The 24215-nt window shown below is 70.9% G+C and carries 24 protein-coding genes, 7 tRNA genes and 1 pseudogene; 11 read left to right on the top strand and 21 right to left on the bottom strand.

What is annotated here, in order from left to right; all coding sequences use genetic code 11:
* Positions 1–13: 13 nt before the first annotated feature.
* Both OG972_RS33330 and OG972_RS33325 read right to left on the bottom strand, forming a co-directional pair.
* Positions 14–1294 (bottom strand): hypothetical protein, encoded by a 1281-nt coding sequence (locus OG972_RS33330; protein WP_266987879.1) that lies wholly within the window; start codon positions 1292–1294, stop codon positions 14–16.
* A complete protein-coding gene (locus OG972_RS33325; RefSeq protein ID WP_266987877.1) occupies positions 1294–1860 on the bottom strand; it encodes a DUF4365 domain-containing protein in 567 nt (188 codons plus the stop codon). The genes OG972_RS33330 and OG972_RS33325 overlap by 1 nt, the downstream gene beginning before the upstream one ends.
* A gap of 194 nt (positions 1861–2054) precedes the next feature.
* Here OG972_RS33325 and OG972_RS33320 point away from each other — a divergent pair, with 194 nt between their 5' ends.
* Complete coding sequence (locus tag OG972_RS33320) at positions 2055–2780, top strand: 3'-5' exonuclease (protein WP_266987875.1); 726 nt, start codon at positions 2055–2057, stop codon at positions 2778–2780.
* A 78-nt stretch (positions 2781–2858) separates the two neighbouring features.
* Here OG972_RS33320 and OG972_RS33315 read toward each other — a convergent pair.
* Positions 2859–2930, bottom strand: a tRNA-Val gene (locus OG972_RS33315).
* 39 nt (positions 2931–2969) lie between these two features.
* Positions 2970–3416, bottom strand: a complete 447-nt coding sequence (locus tag OG972_RS33310) for an SRPBCC family protein (protein ID WP_266987873.1) — start codon at positions 3414–3416, stop codon at positions 2970–2972.
* A gap of 84 nt (positions 3417–3500) precedes the next feature.
* On the opposite strand from OG972_RS33310, the gene OG972_RS33305 reads away from it, so the two are divergent.
* Positions 3501–5996, top strand: coding sequence for an SCO7613 C-terminal domain-containing membrane protein (locus OG972_RS33305; protein ID WP_266987871.1), 2496 nt, complete (start codon positions 3501–3503; stop codon positions 5994–5996).
* Between the two features lie 259 nt (positions 5997–6255).
* Here OG972_RS33305 and OG972_RS33300 read toward each other — a convergent pair.
* The 3 genes and pseudogenes from OG972_RS33300 to OG972_RS33290 all read right to left on the bottom strand — a co-directional run.
* Positions 6256–6672: pseudogene (locus tag OG972_RS33300) on the bottom strand (ABC transporter substrate-binding protein); the annotation flags it as partial.
* A 270-nt stretch (positions 6673–6942) separates the two neighbouring features.
* A tRNA-Val gene (locus OG972_RS33295) sits at positions 6943–7014 on the bottom strand.
* A 54-nt stretch (positions 7015–7068) separates the two neighbouring features.
* On the bottom strand, positions 7069–7560 hold the full coding sequence (locus OG972_RS33290) for a TIGR02611 family protein (protein WP_266987869.1): 492 nt from the start codon (positions 7558–7560) through the stop codon (positions 7069–7071).
* Positions 7561–7749: 189 nt separating this feature from the next.
* Between OG972_RS33290 and OG972_RS33285 the strand changes: the two genes are divergently transcribed.
* Positions 7750–8163 carry an SsgA family sporulation/cell division regulator gene (locus tag OG972_RS33285; RefSeq protein WP_003959770.1) on the top strand — a complete coding sequence of 138 codons (414 nt, stop codon included), beginning with the start codon at positions 7750–7752 and terminating at the stop codon, positions 8161–8163.
* A 347-nt stretch (positions 8164–8510) separates the two neighbouring features.
* Positions 8511–9083, top strand: coding sequence for a CGNR zinc finger domain-containing protein (locus tag OG972_RS33280; RefSeq protein ID WP_266987867.1), 573 nt, complete (start codon positions 8511–8513; stop codon positions 9081–9083).
* Positions 9084–9110: 27 nt separating this feature from the next.
* Here OG972_RS33280 and OG972_RS33275 read toward each other — a convergent pair whose 3' ends face one another.
* The 4 genes from OG972_RS33275 to OG972_RS33260 all read right to left on the bottom strand — a co-directional run bounded on the left by OG972_RS33275 (position 9111) and on the right by OG972_RS33260 (position 12208).
* Entirely contained in the window at positions 9111–9266 is a 156-nt protein-coding gene (locus OG972_RS33275; protein WP_266987865.1) for a hypothetical protein, read from the bottom strand.
* A 167-nt stretch (positions 9267–9433) separates the two neighbouring features.
* Positions 9434–10405: an acetylxylan esterase gene (locus tag OG972_RS33270; protein WP_266987863.1), complete on the bottom strand. Its 972-nt coding sequence runs from the start codon at positions 10403–10405 to the stop codon at positions 9434–9436.
* Positions 10406–10476: 71 nt separating this feature from the next.
* Positions 10477–11496: a LacI family DNA-binding transcriptional regulator gene (locus tag OG972_RS33265; RefSeq protein WP_266987861.1), complete on the bottom strand. Its 1020-nt coding sequence runs from the start codon at positions 11494–11496 to the stop codon at positions 10477–10479.
* A gap of 256 nt (positions 11497–11752) precedes the next feature.
* On the bottom strand, positions 11753–12208 hold the full coding sequence (locus tag OG972_RS33260) for a hypothetical protein (RefSeq protein ID WP_266987859.1): 456 nt from the start codon (positions 12206–12208) through the stop codon (positions 11753–11755).
* A 215-nt stretch (positions 12209–12423) separates the two neighbouring features.
* On the opposite strand from OG972_RS33260, the gene OG972_RS33255 reads away from it, so the two are divergent.
* The gene (locus OG972_RS33255; protein WP_266987857.1) at positions 12424–12939 is read left to right on the top strand and encodes a DsbA family protein; all 516 of its coding nucleotides are present in this window, start codon (positions 12424–12426) and stop codon (positions 12937–12939) included.
* 31 nt (positions 12940–12970) lie between these two features.
* On the opposite strand, the gene OG972_RS33250 is transcribed toward OG972_RS33255, so the two are convergent.
* The 3 genes from OG972_RS33250 to OG972_RS33240 all read right to left on the bottom strand — a co-directional run bounded on the left by OG972_RS33250 (position 12971) and on the right by OG972_RS33240 (position 15793).
* Positions 12971–13810 (bottom strand): GNAT family N-acetyltransferase, encoded by an 840-nt coding sequence (locus tag OG972_RS33250; protein WP_266987855.1) that lies wholly within the window; start codon positions 13808–13810, stop codon positions 12971–12973.
* 127 nt (positions 13811–13937) lie between these two features.
* Complete coding sequence (locus OG972_RS33245; protein WP_266990875.1) at positions 13938–14759, bottom strand: aminotransferase class IV; 822 nt, start codon at positions 14757–14759, stop codon at positions 13938–13940.
* Positions 14759–15793, bottom strand: a complete 1035-nt coding sequence (locus OG972_RS33240) for a chorismate-binding protein (RefSeq protein WP_266990873.1) — start codon at positions 15791–15793, stop codon at positions 14759–14761. The genes OG972_RS33245 and OG972_RS33240 overlap by 1 nt, the downstream gene beginning before the upstream one ends.
* Positions 15794–15956: 163 nt before the next feature.
* On the opposite strand from OG972_RS33240, the gene OG972_RS33235 reads away from it, so the two are divergent.
* From OG972_RS33235 to OG972_RS33215, 5 genes are all read left to right on the top strand, one after another.
* A tRNA-Gly gene (locus OG972_RS33235) sits at positions 15957–16029 on the top strand.
* Positions 16030–16066: 37 nt separating this feature from the next.
* Positions 16067–16140 (top strand) — tRNA-Cys (locus OG972_RS33230).
* A gap of 1 nt (position 16141) precedes the next feature.
* Positions 16142–16213: transfer RNA gene (locus tag OG972_RS33225), tRNA-Val, on the top strand.
* Positions 16214–16233: 20 nt separating this feature from the next.
* A tRNA-Val gene (locus OG972_RS33220) sits at positions 16234–16305 on the top strand.
* A 23-nt stretch (positions 16306–16328) separates the two neighbouring features.
* Positions 16329–16403, top strand: a tRNA-Val gene (locus OG972_RS33215).
* 164 nt (positions 16404–16567) lie between these two features.
* Here OG972_RS33215 and OG972_RS33210 read toward each other — a convergent pair.
* The 5 genes from OG972_RS33210 to OG972_RS33190 all read right to left on the bottom strand — a co-directional run bounded on the left by OG972_RS33210 (position 16568) and on the right by OG972_RS33190 (position 20322).
* A complete protein-coding gene (locus OG972_RS33210; protein ID WP_266987853.1) occupies positions 16568–17914 on the bottom strand; it encodes an OFA family MFS transporter in 1347 nt (448 codons plus the stop codon).
* Between the two features lie 180 nt (positions 17915–18094).
* Positions 18095–18379 carry a zf-TFIIB domain-containing protein gene (locus OG972_RS33205; RefSeq protein ID WP_093898382.1) on the bottom strand — a complete coding sequence of 95 codons (285 nt, stop codon included), beginning with the start codon at positions 18377–18379 and terminating at the stop codon, positions 18095–18097.
* A gap of 68 nt (positions 18380–18447) precedes the next feature.
* Positions 18448–19413, bottom strand: coding sequence for a phosphotransferase family protein (locus tag OG972_RS33200; RefSeq protein ID WP_266987850.1), 966 nt, complete (start codon positions 19411–19413; stop codon positions 18448–18450).
* A 251-nt stretch (positions 19414–19664) separates the two neighbouring features.
* The gene (locus OG972_RS33195; RefSeq protein ID WP_266987848.1) at positions 19665–19874 is read right to left on the bottom strand and encodes a hypothetical protein; all 210 of its coding nucleotides are present in this window, start codon (positions 19872–19874) and stop codon (positions 19665–19667) included.
* 190 nt (positions 19875–20064) lie between these two features.
* Positions 20065–20322, bottom strand: a complete 258-nt coding sequence (locus OG972_RS33190) for a hypothetical protein (protein ID WP_266987846.1) — start codon at positions 20320–20322, stop codon at positions 20065–20067.
* A 206-nt stretch (positions 20323–20528) separates the two neighbouring features.
* On the opposite strand from OG972_RS33190, the gene OG972_RS33185 reads away from it, so the two are divergent.
* A complete protein-coding gene (locus OG972_RS33185; RefSeq protein WP_266987844.1) occupies positions 20529–21887 on the top strand; it encodes a serine/threonine-protein kinase in 1359 nt (452 codons plus the stop codon).
* On the opposite strand, the gene OG972_RS33180 is transcribed toward OG972_RS33185, so the two are convergent.
* Both OG972_RS33180 and cobA read right to left on the bottom strand, forming a co-directional pair.
* Positions 21854–22672, bottom strand: coding sequence for an RNA methyltransferase (locus OG972_RS33180; protein WP_266987842.1), 819 nt, complete (start codon positions 22670–22672; stop codon positions 21854–21856). The genes OG972_RS33185 and OG972_RS33180 overlap by 34 nt on opposite strands.
* Positions 22673–22736: 64 nt before the next feature.
* Positions 22737–23993, bottom strand: coding sequence for a uroporphyrinogen-III C-methyltransferase (gene cobA / locus OG972_RS33175; RefSeq protein WP_266987840.1), 1257 nt, complete (start codon positions 23991–23993; stop codon positions 22737–22739).
* Between the last annotated feature and the right edge of the window lie 222 nt (positions 23994–24215).

Genomic DNA, 24215 nt, shown 5'->3' with positions numbered 1-24215 from the left:
CCCCTCATTCCGGCTATTCGCCCGTGCAGGCCTCCTCGAAGTAGTCGACGTTCTCCTGGAGCGATTTCATCAGCCGGTCCCGTTCCGCCTCGTCGACCTGTACGGGCACCACCTGCGAGGCCCGGGTCAGCCGCCGGAAGCCGCCCCGGCTCTCCAGTCGCCCCTCCACCCGGATCGGCAGTCCGACGAGGTGGGCGTGGCCCGCGATCCGGTACGCCTCCTCGTCCAGCTCCAACCGTACGTGTGGCACCTCGGCCCCCGCCAGCACCCTCAGCCGCACGATTCCTGCGCCGCGCGGTCCCGAGCGGCGCAGCCGGACGACCGCACCGGTGATCCGGACCGCGACGGCGGGTTCGTCCTGCTGGTAGCGGGCTCCCGCCCGGCGCAGGGCGGGCAGGTCGCCCGGCGAGAACTCCACCGGTTCGGGCCGGGCGGGGCAGCCTTCGGGGGTTCCTGCGGCCGGTGCCCAGGCGAGAGAGATCCTGGTTCCCTCCGAGCCGCGGACCAGCGCGATGACGGCCTCGGTCAGCTCACGGCTGACGCCTGCCTCGACGGCGCTGTCGAAGGCTTCCATTCCTCCGGTGGCGCGCTGGAAGTCGATGGCTTCGCGGGTGGCGTGCAGGGCGTGGCAGAGCCGTACGGCGACGGCCCGGCCGGTTTCGACGGGGAGACAGGCAGTGAGGTCGCGGCCGCCAGGTGCGGGTCCGACGAGGATGCCTTCGAGAGCGGCGAGGGCCCTTCGGCGGTGGCGCGCGCCGTGGAACCCGGTACGGGCCCGTACGGCGAGCGCTCCGGCGAGCAGGATCTGCCGGGCCGCGGCGCGCAACTGCTCCGCGGCGGTCCAGCCGGCCGCTCCGGCGGCGCCCGCGGGACCGGCGGCGCCGTCGGGGACATCGCGCCACCAGCGGATCTCGTCGCTGGGCACAGCGAGGGAGACCAGCACGTCGCGGGCGGAGGGGGCGGCGCTGCGGGCGAGCGCCGTGAGTGCTTCGCCGAGCAGGTCCTCGCTGTCGGGGAAGGCGGTGGTGTCGGGTACGAGGAGGCTCGTGCCGCCGGAGGGTGCCGCGGCCCCCGGTGGGGTCCATCGGCTGTAGCGTCCGGCCGCACCGCCGCGGCGGTGCCAGCCGTGCCGGTCGAGCAGGGCACCGAGGACCGCGGGGTCGACGCGGGCGGGGTCCGGGATGTCCCCGAGGGGTGGCAGGGCGGTGGGCCAGTGGGTCACGGTCTCGCTGGGGTGTGGTCGCGTGCCCGACGGGATCGTGCTGTCGGCGGGCTCGTCCATCGGCCGGTGCATCAGGGTCTCCCTCCCGCCCCGACCCGCGTCATGATCTCGCAGAGCGCGCGGTCGTCGAATATGCGCGTGGTCGGGATCCGCACAGTGGTCCTGTGCCGGCCTGTCACCGCGTGGCCGGCCAGATTGGTCCAGTAGCAGCAGTGCCGCAGGTCGAGCCGTTCGTGCCCGGCGCGCAGCCAGTCGTCCTGGCTGCGCGGTACGAGCATCACGACCAGGATCTTGTGCACCGACACGGGCGTCCGGGCGAGCTTCACGAGGTGGGCGTTGTCCAGCGTGAAGGCGAACGTCGGTCCGGGTGGGTGCGGCGGTATCTGGTAGGTGCATTTGAGCTGCACCTTGATGGTCACCTCGTCGTCGACGGTGTGGCCGGGGGCGCCGTGGCTGACATGCCAGTCGATGCCGTTGTCGGGAAAGGGCTGCGACAGGGAGCATCCCGCCGCGGCCGCGACCGCGTGCAGGTAGCCCACCTGAAGGGTCTCCATGCAGGCGGTGGTGGCGAGTGTGCCGCGCAGCGGAGCGATCCGCTGGGGCAACAGCCCGCTCGGGTCGGGCTGCGCGAGCGCCATGGCTCCGTATGCCTTCCGGGCTGTGCCGATCGGTTGGTTCGGTCGGTGCGTCCTCAGGCAACTTCCTTGCCTGTCCTCTGTGTTGTCACCGCAGCGAGCGGTCCGCAAACGGCGTATCAGGCAAAGGGCGCGGGTATCACCGAATCGGGCAGGGGAATCACGCCATCTGCCGGTCAGGCACGAGGAGTTCGGGGATGAGTCACTGGTACGAGGGGCCGCTGGCCGCTTTTGACACCGAGACAACGGGAGTGGACGTCGAGGAGGACCGGATCGTTTCGGCCGCCCTGGTCGTCCAGGACGCGGCGGGCGGGCGCATGCGCGTCACCCGCTGGCTGGTGAATCCGGGGGTTCCGGTGCCCGTGGGGGCGACCGAGATCCACGGTCTGACCGATGACCATCTGCAGCGCAACGGCCGGTGGCCCGCGCCCGTGGTGGAGGAGATAGCCCGGGCACTGGCCGAGCAGTGCGCGGCGGGACGCCCGCTCGTCGTGATGAACGCGCCGTTCGATCTGACGCTCCTCGACCGGGAGCTGAAGCGGCACCGGGCGTCGTCACTGGCCGGCTATCTGGGGAACACACCGCTGTGCGTGCTGGATCCCCGGGTTCTGGACAAGCACCTGGACCGCTATCGCAAGGGGCGGCGCACGCTCACGGATCTCTGTGCGCTGTACGAGGTGGTGCTGGACGGCGCTCATGACGCGGCGGCCGACGCGGCGGCGTCGCTGGAGCTGGTACGGGCGGTGGGGCGGCGCTTCTCGTCGCGGCTGGAGCGGCTGTCCCCGGCGGAGCTGCACGCGCTGCAGGCGGTGTGGCATGCGGCGCAGGCGCGCGGTCTGCAGGCGTGGTTCGCGAAGAGCGGGACGCCGGAGGCAGTGGATCCGGCCTGGCCGCTGCGTCCTGAGCTGCCCGCCGCTGCGTGATCCCGGACGCCCGGGGGTGGTTCCGGACATGCAGAGGCCGGTCCGTCGGTGCTGCTGACGGACCGGCCTCTTCCGGGGTGGGCGATACTGGTTTCGAACCAGTGACCTCTTCGGTGTGAACGAAGCGCTCTCCCACTGAGCTAATCGCCCGGGAACGGACTGAACCATACAGGTCTCGGTGGGTGTGGTTCAAACTCCTTCGAGTCGGGCTGCCAGTCCGCGGCGTCCCGCCCGCATCATGAGCGCGTGGTTCACCCGGAACACCGCCCGTCCGGGCACGGCGAGCAGCCGCATGATCCGCCGCCGCACCTCGACCTCCTGCTCGTACGTGGCACGGCTGCCGGTGCCGTGCGCGGTGACGGTCCAGCGGGCCCAGCCGTCGAGGTCGCCGCCGAGGGTCACTTCGAGGATCCCGGCAGCCGGGTCGCGGCGGCTCGCGCGAATGGTCATGACCAGGTCGTACGGGAGGGCGGAGCGGATGCGTATCGTTCCGGTGGTGTCGTCGACCGAGGTGACCTCGCGAACCTGCGGCCACCACTGCGGGTACTCCGCGGCGCGTTCCAGGATTCCGTACACGGCATCGGGCGGGGCGGTTACGTCCCAGATGCTCACAAAGCGGTAGTGGCTCCAGTCCATGGGTCCCAGTCTGCGCGTACTCAGTCCCGTACCTGAGTATCCGAGCGCATGTCCGCATCTGTGGGCCGCGCCACACTCCCGGATATGGAACATGTGCCGCCGCCCGCCGAGGAATTGGCTCTCCTCGACCGCGAACTGGTCCGGCTGGACGCCCGCCGGATGCAGCTGCTGACCCGTCGTGCCTGGCTGGTGAGTGTGCTGCAGCCGCCGGCCGCGTCTGCGGGACCGGCGTCCGCCGCGCCTTCCGGACCGGCGCAGCCGTATCCACAGTGGCCTGCGGCCCCCTTCGGCTCTCCCGGTGCGCCGGTCGCGCCGCGCAACGCCCAGAATGTGCTGCTGAGTCTCGGCGGACTGCTGCTGACGATCGCGGCGATCGCGTTCACCCTGGTCAGCTGGGGTCATCTGGGGATAGGCGGCCGCTCGGCAGTGCTCGCCCTGGTGACGGTCGCGGCGTCGGCCGCGCCCGCGCTGCTGCTGCGCCGCGGTCTGTCGTCGACGGCCGAGTCGCTCGGCGCACTGGCTCTGGTGCTGATGGTGCTGGACGCGTACGCGCTGCACGCGGTGGCGGCGCCGGACACGGACGGTCTCGGGTTCACCGCGGCCGCGTCGGCGGTGCTCGCCGTGCTGTGGACGGCGTACGGCCTGGCACTCGGCAAGCTTCGTCTGCCGCTGCCGGTGGCCGTGGTGGGTGTGCAGTTCACGTTGGTGCTGTGGGCGTGGTCGGCGGGTGCGTCGGCCTCGGTCTTCGGTTGGGCGCTGGTGCTGACGGCGCTGCTGGACTCTGCGATCGCCCGGTGGGGCAAGGGCGTTGGGGTCCGGGTGACCGCGTCCGTCTGCGGATGCGTGACGGGGCTCTCCGGGGCGCTGGTGGCGTTGGTGCAGTCGGTGACGGCTGGTTCGCCCCTCTCCGCCGTTGCCCCGGGGGCACTGTTGCTGGTGGGAGCGGCGGTCGCGCTGTTCGCGGTGTGGCGGGCGCCGAAGGAGATCGCGGTGGCCGGCGGAGTGGTGGCCGGGCTGGCGGTGGTCGCGGCTGTGGGCGGTGTGCTGCGCGCGGGGGTCGCCGAGGACTGGTCGGTTCCGGTGTATCTGCTGTGCGGTCTGATGCTGTGTGCGGCGGTACGGGCTCCGCTGCCGCGTCCGGCCGGGCAGGGCGTGCTGTGGGCGTCGGCTGCGGTGGTCTCGGGCGCGGTGCTGGCGGCTGCGCCGGCGGCCGCCATGACGCTGGCGGGTCCGGTGTCGCGGCGGGCCCCGGTGTGGTCGGGTGCTCCGGACGGCAGTGCGCGCGGTGCGCTGGGGCTGGAGGGTACGCAGTGGTCGCAGTTGTACACGGCGCCGGTGATTCTGCTGGTGGTGGCCGGTCTGCTGGGGGCGGCGCACCACTGGTGGCCCCAGTGGGTGCGGGTGGCCGGTGCGGTGATCTCCCCGGGCGAATCGTGGCGGGGTGCGGCGGGGGCCGGTGCGCTGGTGATCGGGTGGGCGGGGCTGCTGGTGGTGCCGGTTGCACTGGACGCTCCGTACGCGGCCGCGGTGGTGGTGCAGTTGCTGCTGATCGCGGCGCTACTCGCCGGGGCGGTACGGGTGTTGCGTCGTGGGGCGGGCCCGGTGGCGCCGGCGGCGCTGGTGTGCGGTGCGGTCGGGGCGGTGAGCGCGGGGGCGCTGTCACTGGCTGCGGAGCCGGCGACCTATGCGGTGTTCGGGGTCCTGCTGGTGCTGTTCGCAGCGGCCGCGGCGGGGACGCGTGCCGAGGGGTCACCGACGGCCCGGGTGGTGCAGGGTGCTCTGGCGTGTGCGTCTGTGGTGGGCGCGATGGTGCTCGCCGGGGCCGTCGGAGTGTCGCTGGAGCTCGAGACGTACCGGGCCGCACCGATCATGCTGGTCGTCCCCGCGCTGACGGTGCTGCTCGGGGCGCGGCTGCGGGGCGGCCCGTCGGCGCTGCCGGTCGAGCTGACCGGCGCCGTGGCGGGTGCGGTGGCGGTCGGGATGGCCGCGCCGGACAGGCCGTACCTGGCGCTGATGCTCGCGCTGTGCGGGGTGCTGGCCGCGGGTACGGCGGTGCGTGCGGAACGGCGGCCGGCGGCCGGGTATGTGGCGGTGGTCCTCTTCGTCCTGGCGACGTGGGTGCGGTTGTCGGCTTCCGGGGTGTCGACTCCGGAGGCGTACACGCTGCCGGTGACGGTGCCCGCGCTGGTGGTCGGTGTGGTGCGGCGGCGCCGCGATCCGGCGGCATCCTCGTGGACGGCGTACGGGGCGGGTCTTGCGGCGACGCTGGTGCCGAGTCTCGTCGCGGCCTGGACCGACCCGTCGTGGGTACGGCCGCTGCTGCTCGGCGTGGTGGCGCTGGTGCTCACGCTCGCCGGGGCCCGGCTGCGGCTGCAGGCGCTGCTGCTGCTCGGCGGCGCGGTGCTGGCGTTGGACGCCCTGCACGAACTGGCGCCCTATGTGGTTCAGGTGGTCGGTGCGCTGCCGCGCTGGCTGCCGCCTGCGCTCGCGGGTGTGCTGCTGCTGGTCGTCGGGGCGACGTACGAGCAGCGGCTGCGGGATGCGCGACGACTGAAGGACGCCCTGGGCCGGATGCGCTGAGGGAACACGTGATCGGTGGGCCGGCCCGTTGCTTCACCGCCTCAGAGCCTGTCGGGTGACCTTCGATCGGATAGCGGACGCGGTCTGAAGCGTGCGTGCCAGGGCGTGGCCGCCCGATCAGAGGTCACCCGACAGGCTCTCAGGCCGGCATCCGGTCGCCGACGAGTGCGAGGTTCTCGATGGCGGCGAGTCCGTACAGCGCGGCGTCGCTGGTGTAGACCCAGTCGGCCTCGCTGCCGGCGACGGTGGTGACGGGTCCGCCCGCCTTGTCCAGTCCGGCCCGGAAGTTCTCCATGCCGAGATTTCCGGCCTTCACCTGGGAATTGAGATCGAGCAGAACCCGCTTGTCGCCGTACTTGCGCAGGAATGCGACGGAGTTCTGGAAGACATCGGGCGCATTTCCCGCGGAGGCCTGGGTATTGAACTTCTTCCAGATATTCCCGTAGTCGTGAAAGTCCGTCTTGACCTTGATGTTCGGATGCTTCTTCTCAAACAGCGCGATCGCCTTGTTGATCAGCGTGGCCCGCCCCTGACCACCCCACCACGAGTAGCGGATCTCGATCTTTCCGTCAGCTCCCGCTCCCCCGCCGCAACCGGAGGCGATCAGCCCCGAAACCGCCACACCGACGCCGGCCGCACGCAGCCCTGGCCACTCCGCCAAGCCCTCATGACACACCCCTCCCGGGCAGACAGCACCCGCTGCCACGGTCGATTGAATCGCCCGAGAAAGCGCTTGCCGGGGCAAGCCGGGCACCGAAGGGGCAACGTCAACGGTTGAGACGGAATCGGTCGAAGCGCTTCAACCTCACGCCGCACGGCGCGGGGTCCGCGGGGTGTTCCGACGGGGGCTCGTACCGCCGCGGAAACAGGCGGGAGGGCGCCCGATCGCCGCGGGAAACGCAGAGGGCCCGTGAGACTCTGCAGTCTCACGGGCCCTCTGTCCGGGTGGGCGATACTGGTTTCGAACCAGTGACCTCTTCGGTGTGAACGAAGCGCTCTCCCACTGAGCTAATCGCCCCGGCGCACTGCAAACATTACCCCATGTCAGCGGTGCTCCCCGACCACCCCCGGGTCACTCGTGGATCTTCCACGGCATCACGATTCCGAACTTCCAGACATAGATCCCGACCAGCACGACGACGATCACGAGTCCGATCACGGTGAGGATGATGTTCCGCCGCCGGACCTTCGGGTCGAGCGCCTTCTGGGCGGCCTCGGTGACCTTTCGGCGCGTCCAGCGGAGCACCAGCTGCGCCCAGACGAACTCGGTCGCCCAGATCGCCATGCCACCGAAGATCACCAGCCAGCCGGGCCCGGGCAGCGGCAGCATGATGATGCCCGCCACAACCACGGCGAGGCCGACCACGAAGACGCCGACCTGCCAGCTCAGATGCAGGGCCCTGGACGCCTTGACGAACCCCGGCGCCCGGGAGCCGAGCGCCCGCTCCTCCTTGACCACACCCTCGGTGACGTCCGGCGCCACGCCCCCCGTCACTTCCCCCGCGGCGGGCGACGGGGTCGCCGCTCCGGCGACCCCGTCCCGCGCGTCACTCTCCGCATTCATGGCCCCAACCTACCGGAACGGCCTTTGTCACCGGAATGGCCGCATAACCCAAAGTTACGCACCGCCGCACGAGCGACCCGAAGAACCACAAAAGGGTCAGAGGGGTTTACAACGCCACCGTAGGTGGCATGTCGATTTCGCCGACGTGCGAATCCCCGAGCGCACACTGAGCGAAAGGCCCTGGCGCTTATGAACACCACGGTCAGCTGCGAGCTGCACCTGCGCCTCGTTGTGTCGAGCGAGTCCTCACTGCCTGTACCCGCGGGCCTGCGGTATGACACGGCCGATCCGTATGCCGTGCACGCCACCTTCCACACCGGAGCGGAGGAAACGGTCGAATGGGTATTCGCCCGCGACCTCCTTGCCGAGGGGCTGCACAGGCCCACCGGCACCGGAGACGTTCGCGTCTGGCCATCCCGTAGTCACGGCCAGGGCGTCGTCTGCATCGCGCTGAGCTCCCCAGAGGGCGAAGCCCTGCTCGAGGCCCCGGCCAGGGCCCTGGAGTCGTTCCTGAAGCGGACCGACGCCGCGGTTCCACCCGGCACCGAGCATCGTCACTTCGACCTCGATACGGAGCTCTCACACATCCTGGCCGAGAGCTGAGCCAGGTCGAGAGCTGCACGGCGCCGTCCGACTCGGGGCGACGGTGCCGCGCGGACAACCTCATAGGGCAGACACCAGCGCCGTCATCACGGAATCCACTGTGGTGACGGCGTCGGCGCGCGTTCCACCGGGGGCATGACGGGTGCACGCCCCGGCCCTCCCGTACGCGCTGGGCGGGCCCTGTGCGCCCTCAGCGCCCCCGAGCGCCCCCACTGGCCCCTGGGTCGGCCGGATAAGTTCCTCGCCGGCGCCAGAGCCCCTCTCGGGCCGCTGTGCGTCCTCGCCGAGCCAGTAGAGTCAGCCGGCATCGGCGGGCGCCCGCCCGCCGGAGGCCAGGGAGCGAAAGCGTGCTGATCCCCCACGACACCCGGATCGCGCTCGACATCGTGGTCGAGCTGGTGAACACCGCACCGGAGACCGATCAGGCGGAGGGCGGACCGAGCGACGGTCTCGCCGGCATCGAAGCGCTTTACCGATTCGCCCGGCGCCACCGCATCAGCGGCGTGGCCGAACTCGGCGAGAAGGATCTTCGGGCCGTACACGACGTACGGAGCCGGTTCGCCGAGATCTTCGCGGCGCCGGACGCCGAGACCGCCGCCGGTCTCGTCAACGGCCTCGTGGCCTCAGCGGGCACCACGCCGCAGCTGAGCAACCACGACGGCTACGAGTGGCATGTGCACTACTTCGCGCCGGACGCATCGATCGCCGATCACCTCGCGGCCGACTGCGGCATGGCGCTCGCCTTCATCGTGGTGGCGGGCGAACAGGAACGACTGCGGCGCTGCGAGGCACCGGACTGCCGGGACGCGTTCGTGGACCTGTCCCGCAACCGCTCCCGCAGGTACTGCTCCAGCCGCACCTGCGGTAATCGGCTGCATGTCGCCGCGTACCGGGCACGCCGCAGAGAAGCGGCCGGCTGACCGCTCGCCGCCCGTTTCATAGCCCGCTCACAACAGGAAGAGATCGTGCAACGCGGCCATCAGCAGCAGGCCGCCGACCACCGTGAGGAAGATCATCAAAGGGGGCTGGGACAGCGCGAAGAGGCAGCCACGCGGCTCTTCGGCAGGGGGTGCGGGGGCATCGCCCGGGGAGGTGTCCACCATCTCGGGACGATCATGACGCAGACCGGACCCCGTTGGCGATCAACACGCCTCTTTGTGACGGGAGTTCACTCCCGTCGGGGCCGGAAGGATTCGCTCCGGCGTCCGGTCCGCTGTCACATATTCGGGTTCACGGCCGGTTCTCCCGCGCCTCCCGCACCCCGGCCGGATCAGCCGAGATCGCGCAACATCCTCAGCTGGGCGGCCCGGTGGACCGAAGAGCCGCCCTCGTGACCGTTCCAGGGGTAGACCTCGATCTCCTTCGGTCCCGCCCAGTGGTTGTACGCGGCGAAGACCGTGGACGGCGGGCAGACCAAGTCCATCAGCGCCACCGAGTAGAGCGCCGGTACGGCGGCCCGGGCGGCGAAGCTGATCCCGTCGAAGTACGAGAGCGTACGGAACACCCGGTCGGCGACGCCGTGTTGGGTGGAGAGGAAGCGGACGATCTCCTGGTAGGGGTCCTTGTCGGTGATCTCGACGGCCCGCCGGAAGTGAGTCAGGAACGGTACGTCGATCAGCGCCGCCTTCACATACGGACTGAGCCCCGCCACCGCCTGCGCGATGCCGCCGCCCTGGCTGCCGCCGTGCACGACGATCCGGTCGGGGTCGACGGAAGGGTGGGCGCGGGCCACATCGACGGCGCGGACCGCGTCGGTGAAGACCCGGCGGTAGTAGTACTCGTCGGGGTCGAGGATGCCGCGGGTCATGAAGCCGGGCGACTGCGGGTTGGCGCCACCGTGGGGGTCGGGGGTGGAACCCGCCGAGTGGCTGTTGACGGCACCCTGGCCGCGGGTGTCGACGAGCAGGGTGGCCCAGCCGGCCGCGGGCCAGACGAGATGGTCGTGCGGCAGCCCTCGGCCACCGCCGTAACCGAGGTAATGGACGACGCACGGAAGGGGGCCCTCGGCACCCGAAGGAACGTTCAGCCAGGCACGTATGCGGTGTCCGCCCCAGCCGGAGAAGGTCACGTCGTGTACCTCGACGGCGCTCAACGCGGCGTCGTACGACTGGAATTCGGGGTCGAGCGGGTATGCGGCCGACTCGTCGAGGGTGCGCTTCCAGAAGGCATCGAAGTCGTCGGGTTCACCGGACTCCGGGCGGTAGTCGCGAAGTTGGTGCAGCGGCAGATCGAACAGGGTCACAGTGTCTCCGTTTCGGACATGCGGCAGGGAGGGGGCGGAAGGAAGTGAGTGACGGAGCAGCGCCGGGTGGCTCAGTGCGGCGTCGTGCTGGAGGCACGCACGACGAGCTCCGGCTGAAGCACCACACTGCGGTGCTCGTGCGTGCCGTCCTCGTCGTCCGCCTCCTGCAGCAGGAGTTCCGCGGCCATCCGGCCCATGACGACGGCCGGCTGGCGGACCGAGGTGAGCGGTACGGCAGCGGCGGCGGCGAATTCGATGTCGTCGTAACCGACGATGGCGATGTCCTGCGGCACCCGGACTCCCGCCGCGTACAGCGACTGCAGCACGCCGAGGGCGAGCAGATCGTTGGCGCAGAACACGGCGGTCGGCCGCGGCACGAGTCCGAGCAGCCGGGCCCCGGCGTCGCGGCCCGCGGCCACGTCCAGCCGGTCGGAGGGGATCTCGACGAGCGCCTCGGGTCCCAGTCCGGCCCGGTCGAGTGCCGACAGGGCGCCTTCACGGCGGTCCCTGATCTGGTGGAGGTCGCCGGTGCCGCTGACGTAGGCGACCGAGCGGTGCCCGGCCGTCAGGAGGTGGCCGACGGCAAGGGAGCCACCGCGGACGTCGTCGACGGAGACCGCGCAGTGCCCCGGCGAGGACGCCACCCGGTCCACCAGCACGAAGGGGATGTGGTGGCGGCTGAACGCCTCCAGGTTCCGGCCGGTCGCGTCGGCCGGGGTGACCAGTACGCCGCACACCCGCTGTTCGGCGAAGAGTCCCAGATATTCGGCCTCCTCCGCCGGGCTCTGACCGCTGTTGCAGACCATCACCCCGAGGCCCGCCTCACGGGCGGCGCGCTCGGCACCACGGGCCACGTCGACGAAGAAGGGGTTGCCCATGTCGAGGACCAGCAGCGCCATGATCCGGCTGCGTCCCGCCCTGAGCTGGCGCGCGGACTCGCTTCGTACGTACCCGAGCTCCTCGATGGCGGCCAGGACCCGGGAACGGGTCTCCGGCAGCACCGCTTCGGGCCGGTTGATCACATTGGACACGGTGCCCACGGAGACTCCGGCCTGCCGGGCCACATCCTTGATCCCTGCCACACGTGCCACTTGGTCTGCCCCACTGGCGCCCTTGGCCGCACTGGTCCGCGGCTGTTGCCCCATCGTACGGACGGCGTTGCGAGGCACTCCGTGGTCCCGACCCGGACAGCCTCGTGCGCCGGGCCGCGGTGCGGGTGGCCCGCCACGGATCACCCACCGTGGACTGAATTGTTTCAGTCCGCTCTGACGCTAACCGTCATTCCAGTGCAGCGTCAAGAATCAGTAATGAATCGATTCACCAACGATGATTGCCTGCGGTCCGGTTTCAGATTCCGTGCTTCTTCAGGATGGCCTCGATGTCACTGAAGTCCTCGCCCGGGGCAGCGGTCTGCTGCTTGGGCTTCGCCTTCGCCCGTGGCTGAACCGCCGGTGCGCCGGCTCCCAGAGAGGGCGCCGACGCCGCCGGCGCGACGGCATCGGACTGGGCCGCCCGCGCGGCGGCCCTGCGTTCCTTGCGGGTACCGACGCCGCGGCGTTCGACCGCGCGCGTGATCATGAAGAGCAGCCAGGCCACCCCGAGCACCCCGAAGCCGAGCCAGACGCTCGGCTTGAAGGCGATATTGGAGACCCACTCGACGACACCGGTCAGCACCAGCCCGATGGGGACCAGCGAGTAGGCGGCGATCCGGGTCGCAGTGAGGAAACGCTTCCGGTACGCGGTCACGGCGGCAATGCCCAAGCCCGCCGCGGACACCGCTGAGCAAATGGTCTCGGCAAGCATCGGGGCCTCCAGGCGCAACGGGGAAACGTCCCTTCCATCCTGCACCGCCCACCGGGGCGGCGGCCATGATCCCGGACCACATCAGGGACATTTCAGGGCCGGGGTCCTCCCCAGGTGCCGATCCGCAAGATGCCGACCCGAACCGGGCCTGCGGTGAGCGGGTCCCGCGCCGGTGCCGGTTGGGATGCGCGCGTGGGCCCTGGGAGACTGGTTCCATGAACGAATCCACCCCTGCAGCCCCGGTCGTCCTCGACGTCTGGTGCGAGCTCCAGTGCCCCGACTGCCACCGAGCCCTCACCGATGTGCACGCCCTGCGGGCCCGTTACGGCGACCGGCTCGACGTGCGCCTGCGGCATTTCCCGCTGGAGAAGCACAAGCACGCGTACGCAGCGGCCCAGGCCGCCGAGGAGGCTGCGGAGCAGGGCAAGGACTGGCCTTACATCGAAGCCGTGCTCGCCAGGACCGCCGAGCTCGGCCGTACCGGTGAGCCGCTACTGATCGAGGTGGCGCGTGAACTCGGGCTGGACGCCGAGGAGTTCGACACCGCTCTGATCGACGGCCGGCACATGCTGATCGTCGACGCCGACCAGGCGGAGGGGAAGGCCATCGGTGTGACCGGCACCCCCACCTATGTGATCGGCGGCGAGCGGCTGGACGGCGGCAGGAGTCAGGACGGGCTGCGCGAGCGGATCGAGGAGATTGCCGACCGGCTCCTCGCCGAGCAGGGCTGACAGCGACGTACCCGGCTCGTCCTTCCACCCGTCACAACGGCTTGACGAGGTTGTGACGCGTCGTTTCGTAGCCGAGCGACTCGTACAGCCGGACCGCCGGGGTGTTGTCCGAGAGGACGTGCAGCCCCATCCGTTCGTCGCCGGCGGCCAGGGCGGTGCGTTCGGCCTCCAGCATCAGCGCGCGACCGTACCCCCGGCCGCGGAACTCTTCGAGCACCTCGACGTCGAAGACGTACCCGACCACCATCCCCGGGTGCATTTCGAACCGCGCCACCCAGACATGCCCCACGGTCCGGCCGCCGTCGTCGACGAGGACATGAATGTACGTGCCCTCCGTGGCGAGACCGTGCGGCAGATGTGTCCGGTGGGAGGTCTCGGCTCTGCGCAGAGCCTCGTCCGCCGGGACGCCTCGCGCGACAAAGGTTTCCGCGTAGCCGGCGACAGCGGTGCTCTCCCACTGCGCGAACTCGTCCTCGGTCATCGGACGCCCCGTGACCCCGTCCGGCAGGACGGGCGGGGTCCGCGGCAGGTCCTTGACCATGTTCCTGCTGCGCTCGGTATAACCGAGCGCAGCAGCCAGCCGCAGTCCGGCTGTGTTCTCCGGCTCGACCTCCACGGTCAGCCGGGAGCAGCCCCAGCCGCGCAGCACTTCCTCGACAGCGAGCCCGGCGATGGTGCCGCGGCCGCGCCTGCGGTTCGGTTCGTCGATCCGCAGGCCGCGGATGGTCCCTGTCGTCCCGCCCGACCCGGGTTCGGTGCCGATCTCGACGGCCCCGACGGGTCGCCCGTTGTCGCACACGTCGTACGCGCGCTTCCTCGCGCCGTCGGCGCCTTGCTGAATCGGCCCGGTCGGCCGGAGGGTCGTGGTCATCACCGGTGTTCTATCCGCTGCGCCGCGGCCCGTCACCCGGTTTTGCGGACCGGTTCCGTTGTACGGCCCGAAACGGTGTCCGCGGCTCGGGACCATGGTGCGACCCGGGCCGGGTCATGGGCCCGGCTCACGGGTCGAGGTCGTTCCCGGCACGCTCCTCGAAGACCCGCATGGCCTTGGCCGTCACCGGCCCGGGTCCGCCGGGAAGCTCGCGGCCGTCGACCCGGTGGACGGCCTGGACGTCGCGGAGGGTGGAGGTCAGGAAGATCTCCTCGGCGTGCTCCAGGACGTCCAGGTGCAGCTCGGTCTCCAGCGCCCCGCACCATTCGACGGCCAGTGCGCGGGTGATCCCGGCGAGGCAGCCGGAGGCGACCGGCGGGGTGTGGAGCTGTCCGTCGAGGACGACGAAGACGTTCGACCCGGTGCCTTCGCAGAGCTGTCCGACGGTGTTGGCGAAGAGCGCCTCGGATGCGCCCTGCGCATGGGCGCGGGCGAGGGCGACGACGTTCTCCGCGTACGAGGTGGTCTTGAGCCCGGCCAGTGCGCCGCGTTCGTTGCGGGTCCACGGGACCGTGATCACGGCGGTGGTGTCGGGGCGGCGCGTGGCCTCCCCGAGTGCGACGACCAGGCTCGGTCCGTCGTTGCCACGGTCGGAGCCGAGCGGGGAGAGGCCGCCGGTGTACGTGATGCGGAGCCGGCCGAGTTCCACCGGGTTGGCCTCGATGACGGCGGCGCAGGCCCGGCGCACCTCGTCGAGGTCGGGGTCGGGCAACCCGAGACCGCGGGCCGAGCGGGTCAGCCGGTCGAGGTGCCGGGTGAGGGCGAAGGGGCGGCCCCCGGTGGTCCTGACGGTCTCGAAGATCCCGTCCCCCACGGTCAGTCCGTGGTCGAGCACGGACACCCGGGCGTCGGCGGCGTCACGCAGTTCGCCGTTGACCCACATCCACATCATGCGGTCCTTCCTGTTTCTTGGTGGGCGCCCGACGCTACAGCGAGCAGCCGGGCGGCCTTGAGCTCGGTCTCGTCCCATTCGCGCTCCGGATCGGAGCCCCAGGTGATCCCGGCGCCGGTGCCGAACCTGAGGACCGGGGCCCCTGCGGTCCGGTCGATCCAGAAGGTCCGTATGCCGACGGCGAGACCGGCGGTGGCCCGGTCGGCGTCGACCCAGCCGATGCCGCCGCAGTACGGACCCCGGGGTGCGGTCTCCAGGGACTCGATGATGCGGAGCGCGCTGGATTTGGGTGCACCGGTGACGGAGCCGGGCGGGAATGCGGCGGCGAGCAGTTCGGGCCAGCCGGCGCCGTCGGCGAGGCAGCCGCGCACGGTGGAGACGAGATGGACGAGCCCGGGGTGCTTCTCCACCACGCAGAGGTCGGGGACGGTGACCGATCCGGTGGCGCAGACCCGGCCCAGGTCGTTGCGGACCAGGTCGACGATCATCACGTTCTCCGCATGGTCCTTCTCGAGCAGATCCGCCTCGGTGCGACCCGTGCCCTTGATCGGTCCGGACTCGACGGTCCGTCCGTCCCGGCTCAGGAAGAGTTCGGGGGACGCGGTGGCGATCTCCACGCCGTGCGCGGGCAGGCGGATTGTTCCTGCGTACGGGGCGGGGTTGCCGCGCGCGAGCAGCGCGGTGAGGGCGTCGACGTCGGCGGCGGCCGGGTCCGGCAGCTCCGCGGTCATCACCCGGCAGAGGTTGGCCTGGTAGACCTCGCCCGCCGCGATGTGCTCGCGGATCCGGCGTACGCCCGCGGTGTACGCGGCACGGTCCAGGGACGAGACCCAGTCGCCGGCTCCGGGCCCGCGCCAGGCTCCGGGGACGGGTGCGGGCACCGGTTCGGTCCGTACGGTCCCGAAGCGGGCGCAGACGAGGCGGCCCTCGAAATCAGCGCATACCGCCCAGAAGCCGGACGAGTCGAGGGCTGAGGGATCACTGGTCACGTCCCGCAGTTCGGACGCGACGAGGCCGCCGAAGCGGGCCATTGGAGCAAGGTCGTGCACGTGGGTGAGTCTAGGACGGTGCGCGGTGACCTGCGCCGGGGCGAGTGCACCTCAGCACGCTGCACAAACGCGTTTTTGTACTGGCCCAGGAATCCGCTAGAGTTCAACACGTCGCCGGGACACGCAAGTGAAACGGAAACGACAAGCGGACGTGGCTCAGTTGGTAGAGCATCACCTTGCCAAGGTGAGGGTCGCGAGTTCGAATCTCGTCGTCCGCTCGAAGTGGGGGATCTTTTCCCGAACCCCTGCACTCCTGGTGGAGTGGCCGAGAGGCGAGGCAACGGCCTGCAAAGCCGTCTACACGGGTTCAAATCCCGTCTCCACCTCCAAGGACGATTAGCTCAGCGGGAGAGCGCTTCCCTGACACGGAAGAGGTCACTGGTTCAATCCCAGTATCGTCCACTGGTCCGCAAGGATCCCCCGCGCGATTAGCTCAGCGGGAGAGCGCTTCCCTGACACGGAAGAGGTCACTGGTTCAATCCCAGTATCGCGCACGCAGTACACGCAGGGTCACCCTGCGCGATTAGCTCAGCGGGAGAGCGCTTCCCTGACACGGAAGAGGTCACTGGTTCAATCCCAGTATCGCGCACCAGCAAGCCCCGGTCGTCTCGACGACCGGGGCTTTGTCGTGGCTGCGGTGCGGGTCGAGTCCGCCCGGGTCAGCCGGTGAAGAGCTGCGTGGCCTTGCGGATCAGTTCGTACAGTCCGTAGGCGAACGGCACGGCGACCCAGAGCCAGACCACGGCGGTGAGTGTCCTACGACTGCTGGTGCGCACGGGCCTTCCTTTCCGCTGCCTCGTGGAAGCGAGGGTGTACGGGGCGTATGAACTCGTTGGCGACGAAGCCGATGATCAGCAGCCCGATCATGATCGTCAGCGACGTCGTGTAGAGCCCGGACCCGCTGTGGCCCGCCCGCTCCCCCGCGTCCGCCACCCAGTTGACGATCAGTGGGCCGAGAATGCCCGCGGTGGACCAGGCGGTCAGCAGCCGGCCGTGGATGGCGCCCACCTGGTAGGTACCGAAGAGGTCCTGCAGATAGGCCGGCGCCGTGGCGAATCCGCCTCCGTAGAAGGAGAGGATCACCAGTGCGCAGCAGATGAAGAGCGGCTTGGCACTGCCGAACTCGACGATCGTGAGATACATCAGAGCGCCGACACCGAGATAGACGCGGTACATGTTCTTGCGGCCGACCAGGTCCGAGGTCGAGGACCAGAGGAGGCGGCCGGTCATGTTGGCCAGGGACAGCAGGGCGACGAAGCCCGCCGCGGCCGGGACCGTGACCGGAGTGGAGGTACCCGTGAAGAAGTCCGTGATCATCGGGGCGGCCTTCTCCAGAATGCCGATGCCTGCCGTGACGTTCATGCAGAGCACCACCCACAGACACCAGAACTGCGGTGTCCGCAGCGCGTTGCGGGCGGATACCTGGGCGGTGGTCACGAGCCGGCGGGTTTCCGCCTTCGGCTGGAAGCCGGCCGGGAGCCAGCCGTCCGGGGGGACCCGGACGAGGAGGACCCCGAGCGCCATGAAACCGGCGTAGGCGAGGCCGTGGACCAGGAAGGCGGTCGCGATTCCCGCGCTGTCGGTGCCGAAGGCCTCGAGCATCCCGGTCGACCACGGCGAAGCGATCAGCGCGCCGCCGCCGAAGCCCATGATGGCGATGCCGGTGGCCATGCCGGGGCGGTCGGGAAACCACTTGATGAGCGTGGAGACCGGCGAGATGTAGCCGATGCCGAGTCCGATACCGCCGATGAAGCCGTAGCCGAGGACGACCAACCAGAAGTGGCCGGTGGCGACGCCGAGAGCTGCGACGAGAAAGCCCGAGGAGAAGCAGACGAGGGAGACGAACATCGCCCAGCGCGGTCCGTTGCGTTCGACGAGGGTGCCGCCGAAGGCCGCGGAGAGGCCGAGCATGACGATGGCGAGTTGGAAGGGAAGGGCACTGGCGGTACCGGAGAGGTCGAGAGCCGATTCCAGCGGGGGCTTGAACACGCTCCAGGCATAGGCCTGCCCGATCGAGAGATGCACTGCGAGCGCGGCGGGCGGGACCAGCCAGCGGCTCCAGCCGGGTGGGGCGACGGTCCGGGACCTGTCGAGGAAGGTCATGGGCCGGAACTTTAAGGATCAACCATGCCGCTGCCTAGATGCCTGACAGAAGTTGTCGACGGTATGCATTCCGCGGGGGTGTGTGCATCGTGCGGTCCCGGACCGTGCAGAGCTCGCGCATCGGACACGCCGCGGGCCCGGACGCAGTGCGTCCGGGCCCGCGGCGCGGTGTCGGCCGGGTCAGGACGAGAAGAGCATGTGGCCGAAGCTCTTGTGCCGGTAGTGCCCGCCGTGGTGGCCGCCGTGGTGCTGCGGGGCGCCCCAGGCGGGGGCCGGTGCGGCGGGGTAGGCCTGGGGGGCCGGCGGCGCGGGCGGGGCCTGCTGGGTCCACTGCGCCTCGATGCGGGTCAGGCTCTCCAGCTCGCCGTAGTCGAGGAATATCCCCCGGCAGCCGCTGCACTGCTCGATCTGGATGCCATTGCGGTTGTAGGTCTGCATCTGCGCGTGGCACTTGGGACACTGCATGGTCGGCTCAGCTCCTCGCCGTCGGTTCGCCGTCGCCGGAATACATGCCCGGAGACGATCGGTTCACCCTACGACGCGTGCTCGCTCGTCAACTCGACCGGGAGGGACGCAATTCGGGCACAGGCGTCGATCATCGTCTGTTCCACCTCATCCGGATTTCGCCCCTCCGCCGCGGACTTGGCCAAGGCCAGTGCCGCGGCCTGAACCGTCAGGGCGCGGGCCGGGACGTCAAGTTCTGGCCAGGGATCGCCGTCGGCCCGTACGGCGGGCCCGCCCGCTGCCCGGTAGGCGTCCAGGAAGCGCAGCCAGACCTCGGCGGGCAGCAGTCCTGCCGCGTACCAGGCGGCCGGGCGGGCGAGGTCCCAGGCGGGGTCACCGAGCCCCACGTCGTCGACGTCGATCAGCAGCCATCGGCCATGTGTCGCGGGGTGGCGGACGAGCTGGCCGAGGTGGAGATCGCCGTGGCAGATGAAGTGCGAGCGGTGCGGGGGTGCGGGGGCTTCGTCACGGGCCCAGGCGGGCAGGCGCCGCCATGCTTCGCGTACGGGGGCGGTGGCCGGGTCACCGGGCCGGGCGGCGCACATCCGGGCCACGGCGAGAGCGGCTTTTGCGGGTCCGCGCATGGGAGGAAGGGCGGGCGGGGGCGCGGTGCGGTGGAGCCGGGCCAGGAGGACGGCGGACTCTTCCCAGGGCGCGGCGTCGGGGTCCGCGGGGTCGACCGGTTCACCGTGGGGCCAGAGGGTCACGGGACGGCCGTCGACCTCGGGGACAGCAGGCTGGGGTACGGGTGGCAGGAGGATGCCGCTGAGGGCGGGGGCCGAGGCCAGGGCCGTGCGGGCGGCCAGGGCGGCGGTGTCGGTGTCCGGGGCGTGGGCCTTCGCGACCACGGGGCCGGAGCGGACGACCGTACCGTCGGCGCGGTCCGCGAGCACCGCCGGTGCCGGGCAGGAAGGACAGGGGGCCTCGGTGCGCCCGTGCGGGTGGGCCGTGTCATGGGCGAGGGCGCCCAGCGCGCGGACAACTGCGGTGGTCACGGTCTCCCCCGGTGGCAACAGATACGGCCCGGTCCGCCCCGGGCACGCGACGAGCGTACGCGCTGCCGCGCAAGCCGTGGCGACCGCGTGACGACGGTGTGGTCCGGCGCGTATTGCCCCCCGGACAGCGCGATGTCCGGTCAGCTCCCCAGCTGACCGGACAAACGCTGCCGTCCGCCGCACCCCCGTCCCCACGGGGTTGTTGGCCGGATGTCCCGGTCCGGACCGCTCTTCCGGACCCGGGGCGCCGCTCAGCGCCCCAGCATCACGCCCACGGACGACGCCTGTGTGACCACCGCGTCCCAGCCGCCGAAGACGACTACGAGCAGGGCCGCCAGAGGAAGAACCATGGCCGTCGCCACCAGGGGGTGGCGCGTACCGGACGACCGGCGGCTGCCGAACGCGGCATGAGCCCTGCGTCCCTGCGTGCGGATCATCGTCCGCGTCGCCGTGTCCGCCATGGTTCCTCTCCCGACCTGATTGTTGGAGCGGCGGGCGTGTGACCTCGGGGGACGAGTGCAACGCCCGCCGCTTGAGTTCAACAATAGGGACGCGGAGAGGGAGGGTCGTCATGCCCGCGTACCGAATGCCGGGCCTCCCGGAGGATGAGCCGTGGGTGGTCGGTGTACTCCCCTGGGTGGAGATCCTGCGCTACGCCTTGGGGTCATCCCGGAGGTCACGCTCGGATGCGTCCTGCCTCGGGACCGGTTGTTCGACCAGGGCGAGCACCCTGGTCGCCATGAAACGGGCGGTACGGACGACGGTGCCGCTGCGAGTGACTTCACTCACTTCGACCACCCCTCGGCGGACAGCTGTCTCCACCCGGCGGCCCGCTCTGGTGGCCACCACCTCGTACGTACGCGTCGTGTCTCCCGCGTCCACGACTATCTCCACACGATCGCCCTTCACTGATCCAATCCCCCTTCTGCGACGGACCTTTGAGATCTCGCACGGGCCCGGGAGCCTGGATCCGCGGCTCCCTGACCACTCCTCAAGTTTCCCACCCGGCACTGACAATCGATCGGCGGGCGAGGGCGCGGCCTCTGAGCGCGCCGGGCCACGGGTACGTAAGCTGTGCCACGTCAGGCGGACCAGGCAGCGGGGATGGGCAGACGATGGCGATGATGCGGCTCCGGCGCGAGGACCCGCGTGTCGTCGGCTCGTTCAGGCTGCACCGGCGACTCGGGGCGGGCGGCATGGGTGTCGTCTATCTCGGTTCGGACCGGCGCGGCCAGCGGGTGGCGCTCAAGGTGATCCGCCCGGATCTCGCCGAGGACCAGGAGTTCCGTTCGCGTTTCGCGCGCGAGGTGTCGGCGGCACGGCGAATCCGCGGCGGCTGTACGGCACGTCTGGTGGCCGCCGATCTGGAGGCGGACCGCCCGTGGTTCGCGACACAGTACGTCCCCGGGCCCTCGCTGCACGACAAGGTGGCCGAGGAAGGTCCGCTGTCGGCGGCCGAGGTGGCGTCGATCGGAGCGGCGCTCTCCGAGGGGCTCGTGGCGGTGCACGAGGCGGGTGTCGTCCATCGCGACCTGAAGCCGTCGAACATCCTCCTCTCCCCCAAGGGCCCTCGGATCATCGACTTCGGGATCGCCTGGGCGACCGGGGCGAGCACACTCACGCATGTCGGTACGGCGGTGGGCTCGCCGGGATTCCTCGCGCCCGAGCAGGTGCGGGGCGCGGCGGTGACGCCCGCGACGGACGTCTTCTCGCTCGGTGCCACGCTGGCGTACGCGGCGATGGCCGACTCGCCTTTCGGGCACGGCAGTTCCGAGGTGATGCTCTACCGCGTGGTGCACGAGGAACCGCAGTTGTACGACGTGCACGACGCGCTGGCGCCACTGGTGAGCGCCTGTCTCGCGAAGGATCCGGAGGAGCGGCCGAGCACGCTTCAACTCTCCATGCGGCTCAAGGAAATCGCAGCCCGTGAGGCACACGGCCTGCACGAGAGCCGGCCGCCCGCCCAGCGCTCGGCGCAGGAGCTGGACCGGCCGACCGGCCGGCTCGACGGCCCGTACACCGAACAGCAGACCCGGCGCGCGGCGGGCTCGCCGCCGCCCCGTCCGCAGAACCGGCAGGCGTCGGCGCCTCCGCGTGGTGCGTCGTCCCGCACCGGTGGTTCACGCCCTCAGCAGCAAGTGCCGCGCAATACGACACGCTCCGGCAAGCGCCCGCAGGGCACGAACGGGACGAACGGCCGGCCGGGCACGCGGCCCGGCACCCGCACGACCTCGACGGGCCGGCGTCCCGCCAATCCGCGGCTGCTGCGGCAGCGGCTCGTCGTCTTCGTCGTGGTGACGCTGCTCGTGGCGCTGGGCATCGCGGCGGCGCAGGGCTGCCAGGGGCCGGCCCGCGGGCTGGGCGTCATGGACACCCCCGGTCGGCACGGGCAGCACCAGTCGCTGCGACCCGACGGTCCGTGTCAGGAAACGGCAGGCGGTCAGTCCTGCGGGCGGCCCGTCGCCACCGCGTAGAACGCGACCGCGGCGGCCGCGCCCACGTTCAGCGAGTCGACGCCGTGCGCCATCGGGATCCGTACCCATTCGTCGGCGGCGACCAGGGCCTGCGTGGACAGTCCGTCGCCCTCGGCACCGAGCATCAGCGCCACCTTGTCCATCCGGTGCGGCGCCGCCTCCTCGATGCTGCTGGCCTTGTCGTCGGGGGTGAGGGCGAGAAGCTTGAACCCCGCTTCCCGTACGGTCTCCAGGGCCTTGGGCCAGGTGTCGAGGCGGGCGTACGGAACGGAGAACACGGCGCCCATGGAGACCTTGACGGAGCGTCGGTAGAGCGGGTCCGCACAGTCCGGGGAGAGCAGCACCGCGTCCATCCCGAGGGCGGCGGCGCTGCGGAAGATGGCTCCGATGTTGGTGTGGTCGTTGACCGCCTCCATGACGACGACGCGGCGGGTCGTCGCCAGCAGCTCCTCGGCCGTCGGCAGCGGCTTGCGCTGCATGGAGGCCAGCGCGCCGCGATGCACGTGGTAGCCGGTGACACGTTCGGCGAGCTCCGGGCTGACCGCGTACACCGGGGCCGGGACCTCGTCGATGACGTCGCGCATCACATCGACCCACTTCGCCGAGAGCAGCATGGACCGCATCTCGTACCCGGCGTGCCGGGCGCGTCTGATCACCTTCTCGCCCTCGGCGATGAAGAGTCCTTCGGCCGGCTCCCGCCTGCGCCGGAGTTCGACGTCGGTCAGGCCCGTGTAGTCGCGCAGGCGAGGGTCGTCGGGGTCGTCGACGGTGATGAGATCTGCCACAGGTTGATACTGCCTTGTCCGGTGTGTGGTGCCAACGGCTTGGAAAAAGATCCGTTACCGCTGGTTACTCGGCGGGGTGCGGGGCGGTGTCCGTACCGACCGCGACGACATCGCCGATGACGATCACGGCCGGGGGCCGCACCTCTTCGGCGACGGCCCGTTCGCCGACGGTCGCGAGGGTCGCGTCGACGCGGCGCTGGGATGCCGTCGTGCCCTCCTGGACCAGGGCGACCAGGGTGTCCGGGGACTTGCCATGGGCGATGAGGGCCTTTGCGATGGCGCCGATCTTGTCGACGGCCATCAGCAGCACGAGGGTGCCGCGGAGCTGCGCGAGCGCCGCCCAGTCGACCAGCGAGCGCTCGTCGTCGGGGGCGACATGACCGCTGACAACGGTGAACTCGTGGGCGACCCCGCGGTGGGTGACGGGGATTCCGGCTGCGCCGGGCACGGAGATCGAGCTGGAGATGCCGGGGACGACGGTGCACGGGATGCCCTCGGCGGCGAGCGCCTGCGCCTCCTCCATGCCCCGGCCGAAGACGAACGGGTCGCCGCCCTTGAGCCGGACGACGGCCTTGCCCGCCTTGGCGTGCTCGATGAGCGCCTGGTTGATCGCCTCCTGCGCCATGAAACGGCCGTACGGGATCTTCGCCGCGTCGATCACCTCGACGTGCGGCGGCAGTTCGTCGAGCAGGTCGCGCGGGCCGAGCCGGTCGGCGATGACGACATCGGCCTCGGCAAGGAGGCGACGGCCGCGCACGGTGATCAGGTCGGGGTCGCCGGGGCCGCCGCCGACCAGGGAGACACCGGGGGTGGGGCGGGTGCGGTGGTGCGGGGCGGCGAGCGTGCCGTCGCGCAGGCCCTCGACGATGGCGTCGCGGACAGCGGCGGAATGGCGCGGGTCGCGGCCCTGGGCGTCGGTGGAGAGGACAGCGACGGTGACGCCCTCGCTGCGACCGGTGGCCGGGGTCCAGGCGGTGGCCACGTCGGCGTTGTCGCTGCGCACGCACCAGGTTCGGGTGCGCTCGGCCTCGGCGGACGCGGCATCGTTCGCGGCGGCGTCGTCGGAGGCGATGAGCGCGTACCAGGTGTCGGTCAGGTCCCCGTCCTCGTACCGGCGGCGCTCCCAGCGGATCTCACCGGCGTCGGCCATCGCCTCGACGGACGGAGTCGCGGACGGCGATACGAGGGTGATGTCGGCACCCGCCGCGATGAGCGCGGGGAGGCGGCGCTGCGCGACCTGGCCGCCGCCGACGACGACGACGCGGCGCCCGCTCAGGCGCAGTCCGACGGGGTACGCGGGGTGATCGGCGTGCTCGGCCATGGCGGTGCGGGCTCCTCGTGCAATGCGGGGTGCGGGCCGCTGCGGCGGTGGAGCGGCTGTGACATGCGGTTTTATGGGGCGTGGGTCCACGATACGGGGTGCGCCGGGGCGTGGGCAGGGACGGTGGGGCGGGTGGGGGCCCTGCGCGGAGCTGTCCCCTGCCCGCCCCTGTCCGAAACCGTGGCTCCGCCCCGGACCCGCGCCTCAGGCGCCGGCCGGGCC

Origin of the sequence: Streptomyces sp. NBC_01669, from assembly GCF_026339735.1 — a bacterium.
Taxonomy (GTDB): Bacteria; Actinomycetota; Actinomycetes; order Streptomycetales; family Streptomycetaceae; genus Streptomyces; species Streptomyces yanii.
The sequence above is the reverse complement of the archived record's forward strand: the minus strand, read 5'-3'. Positions and strand labels throughout refer to the sequence as shown.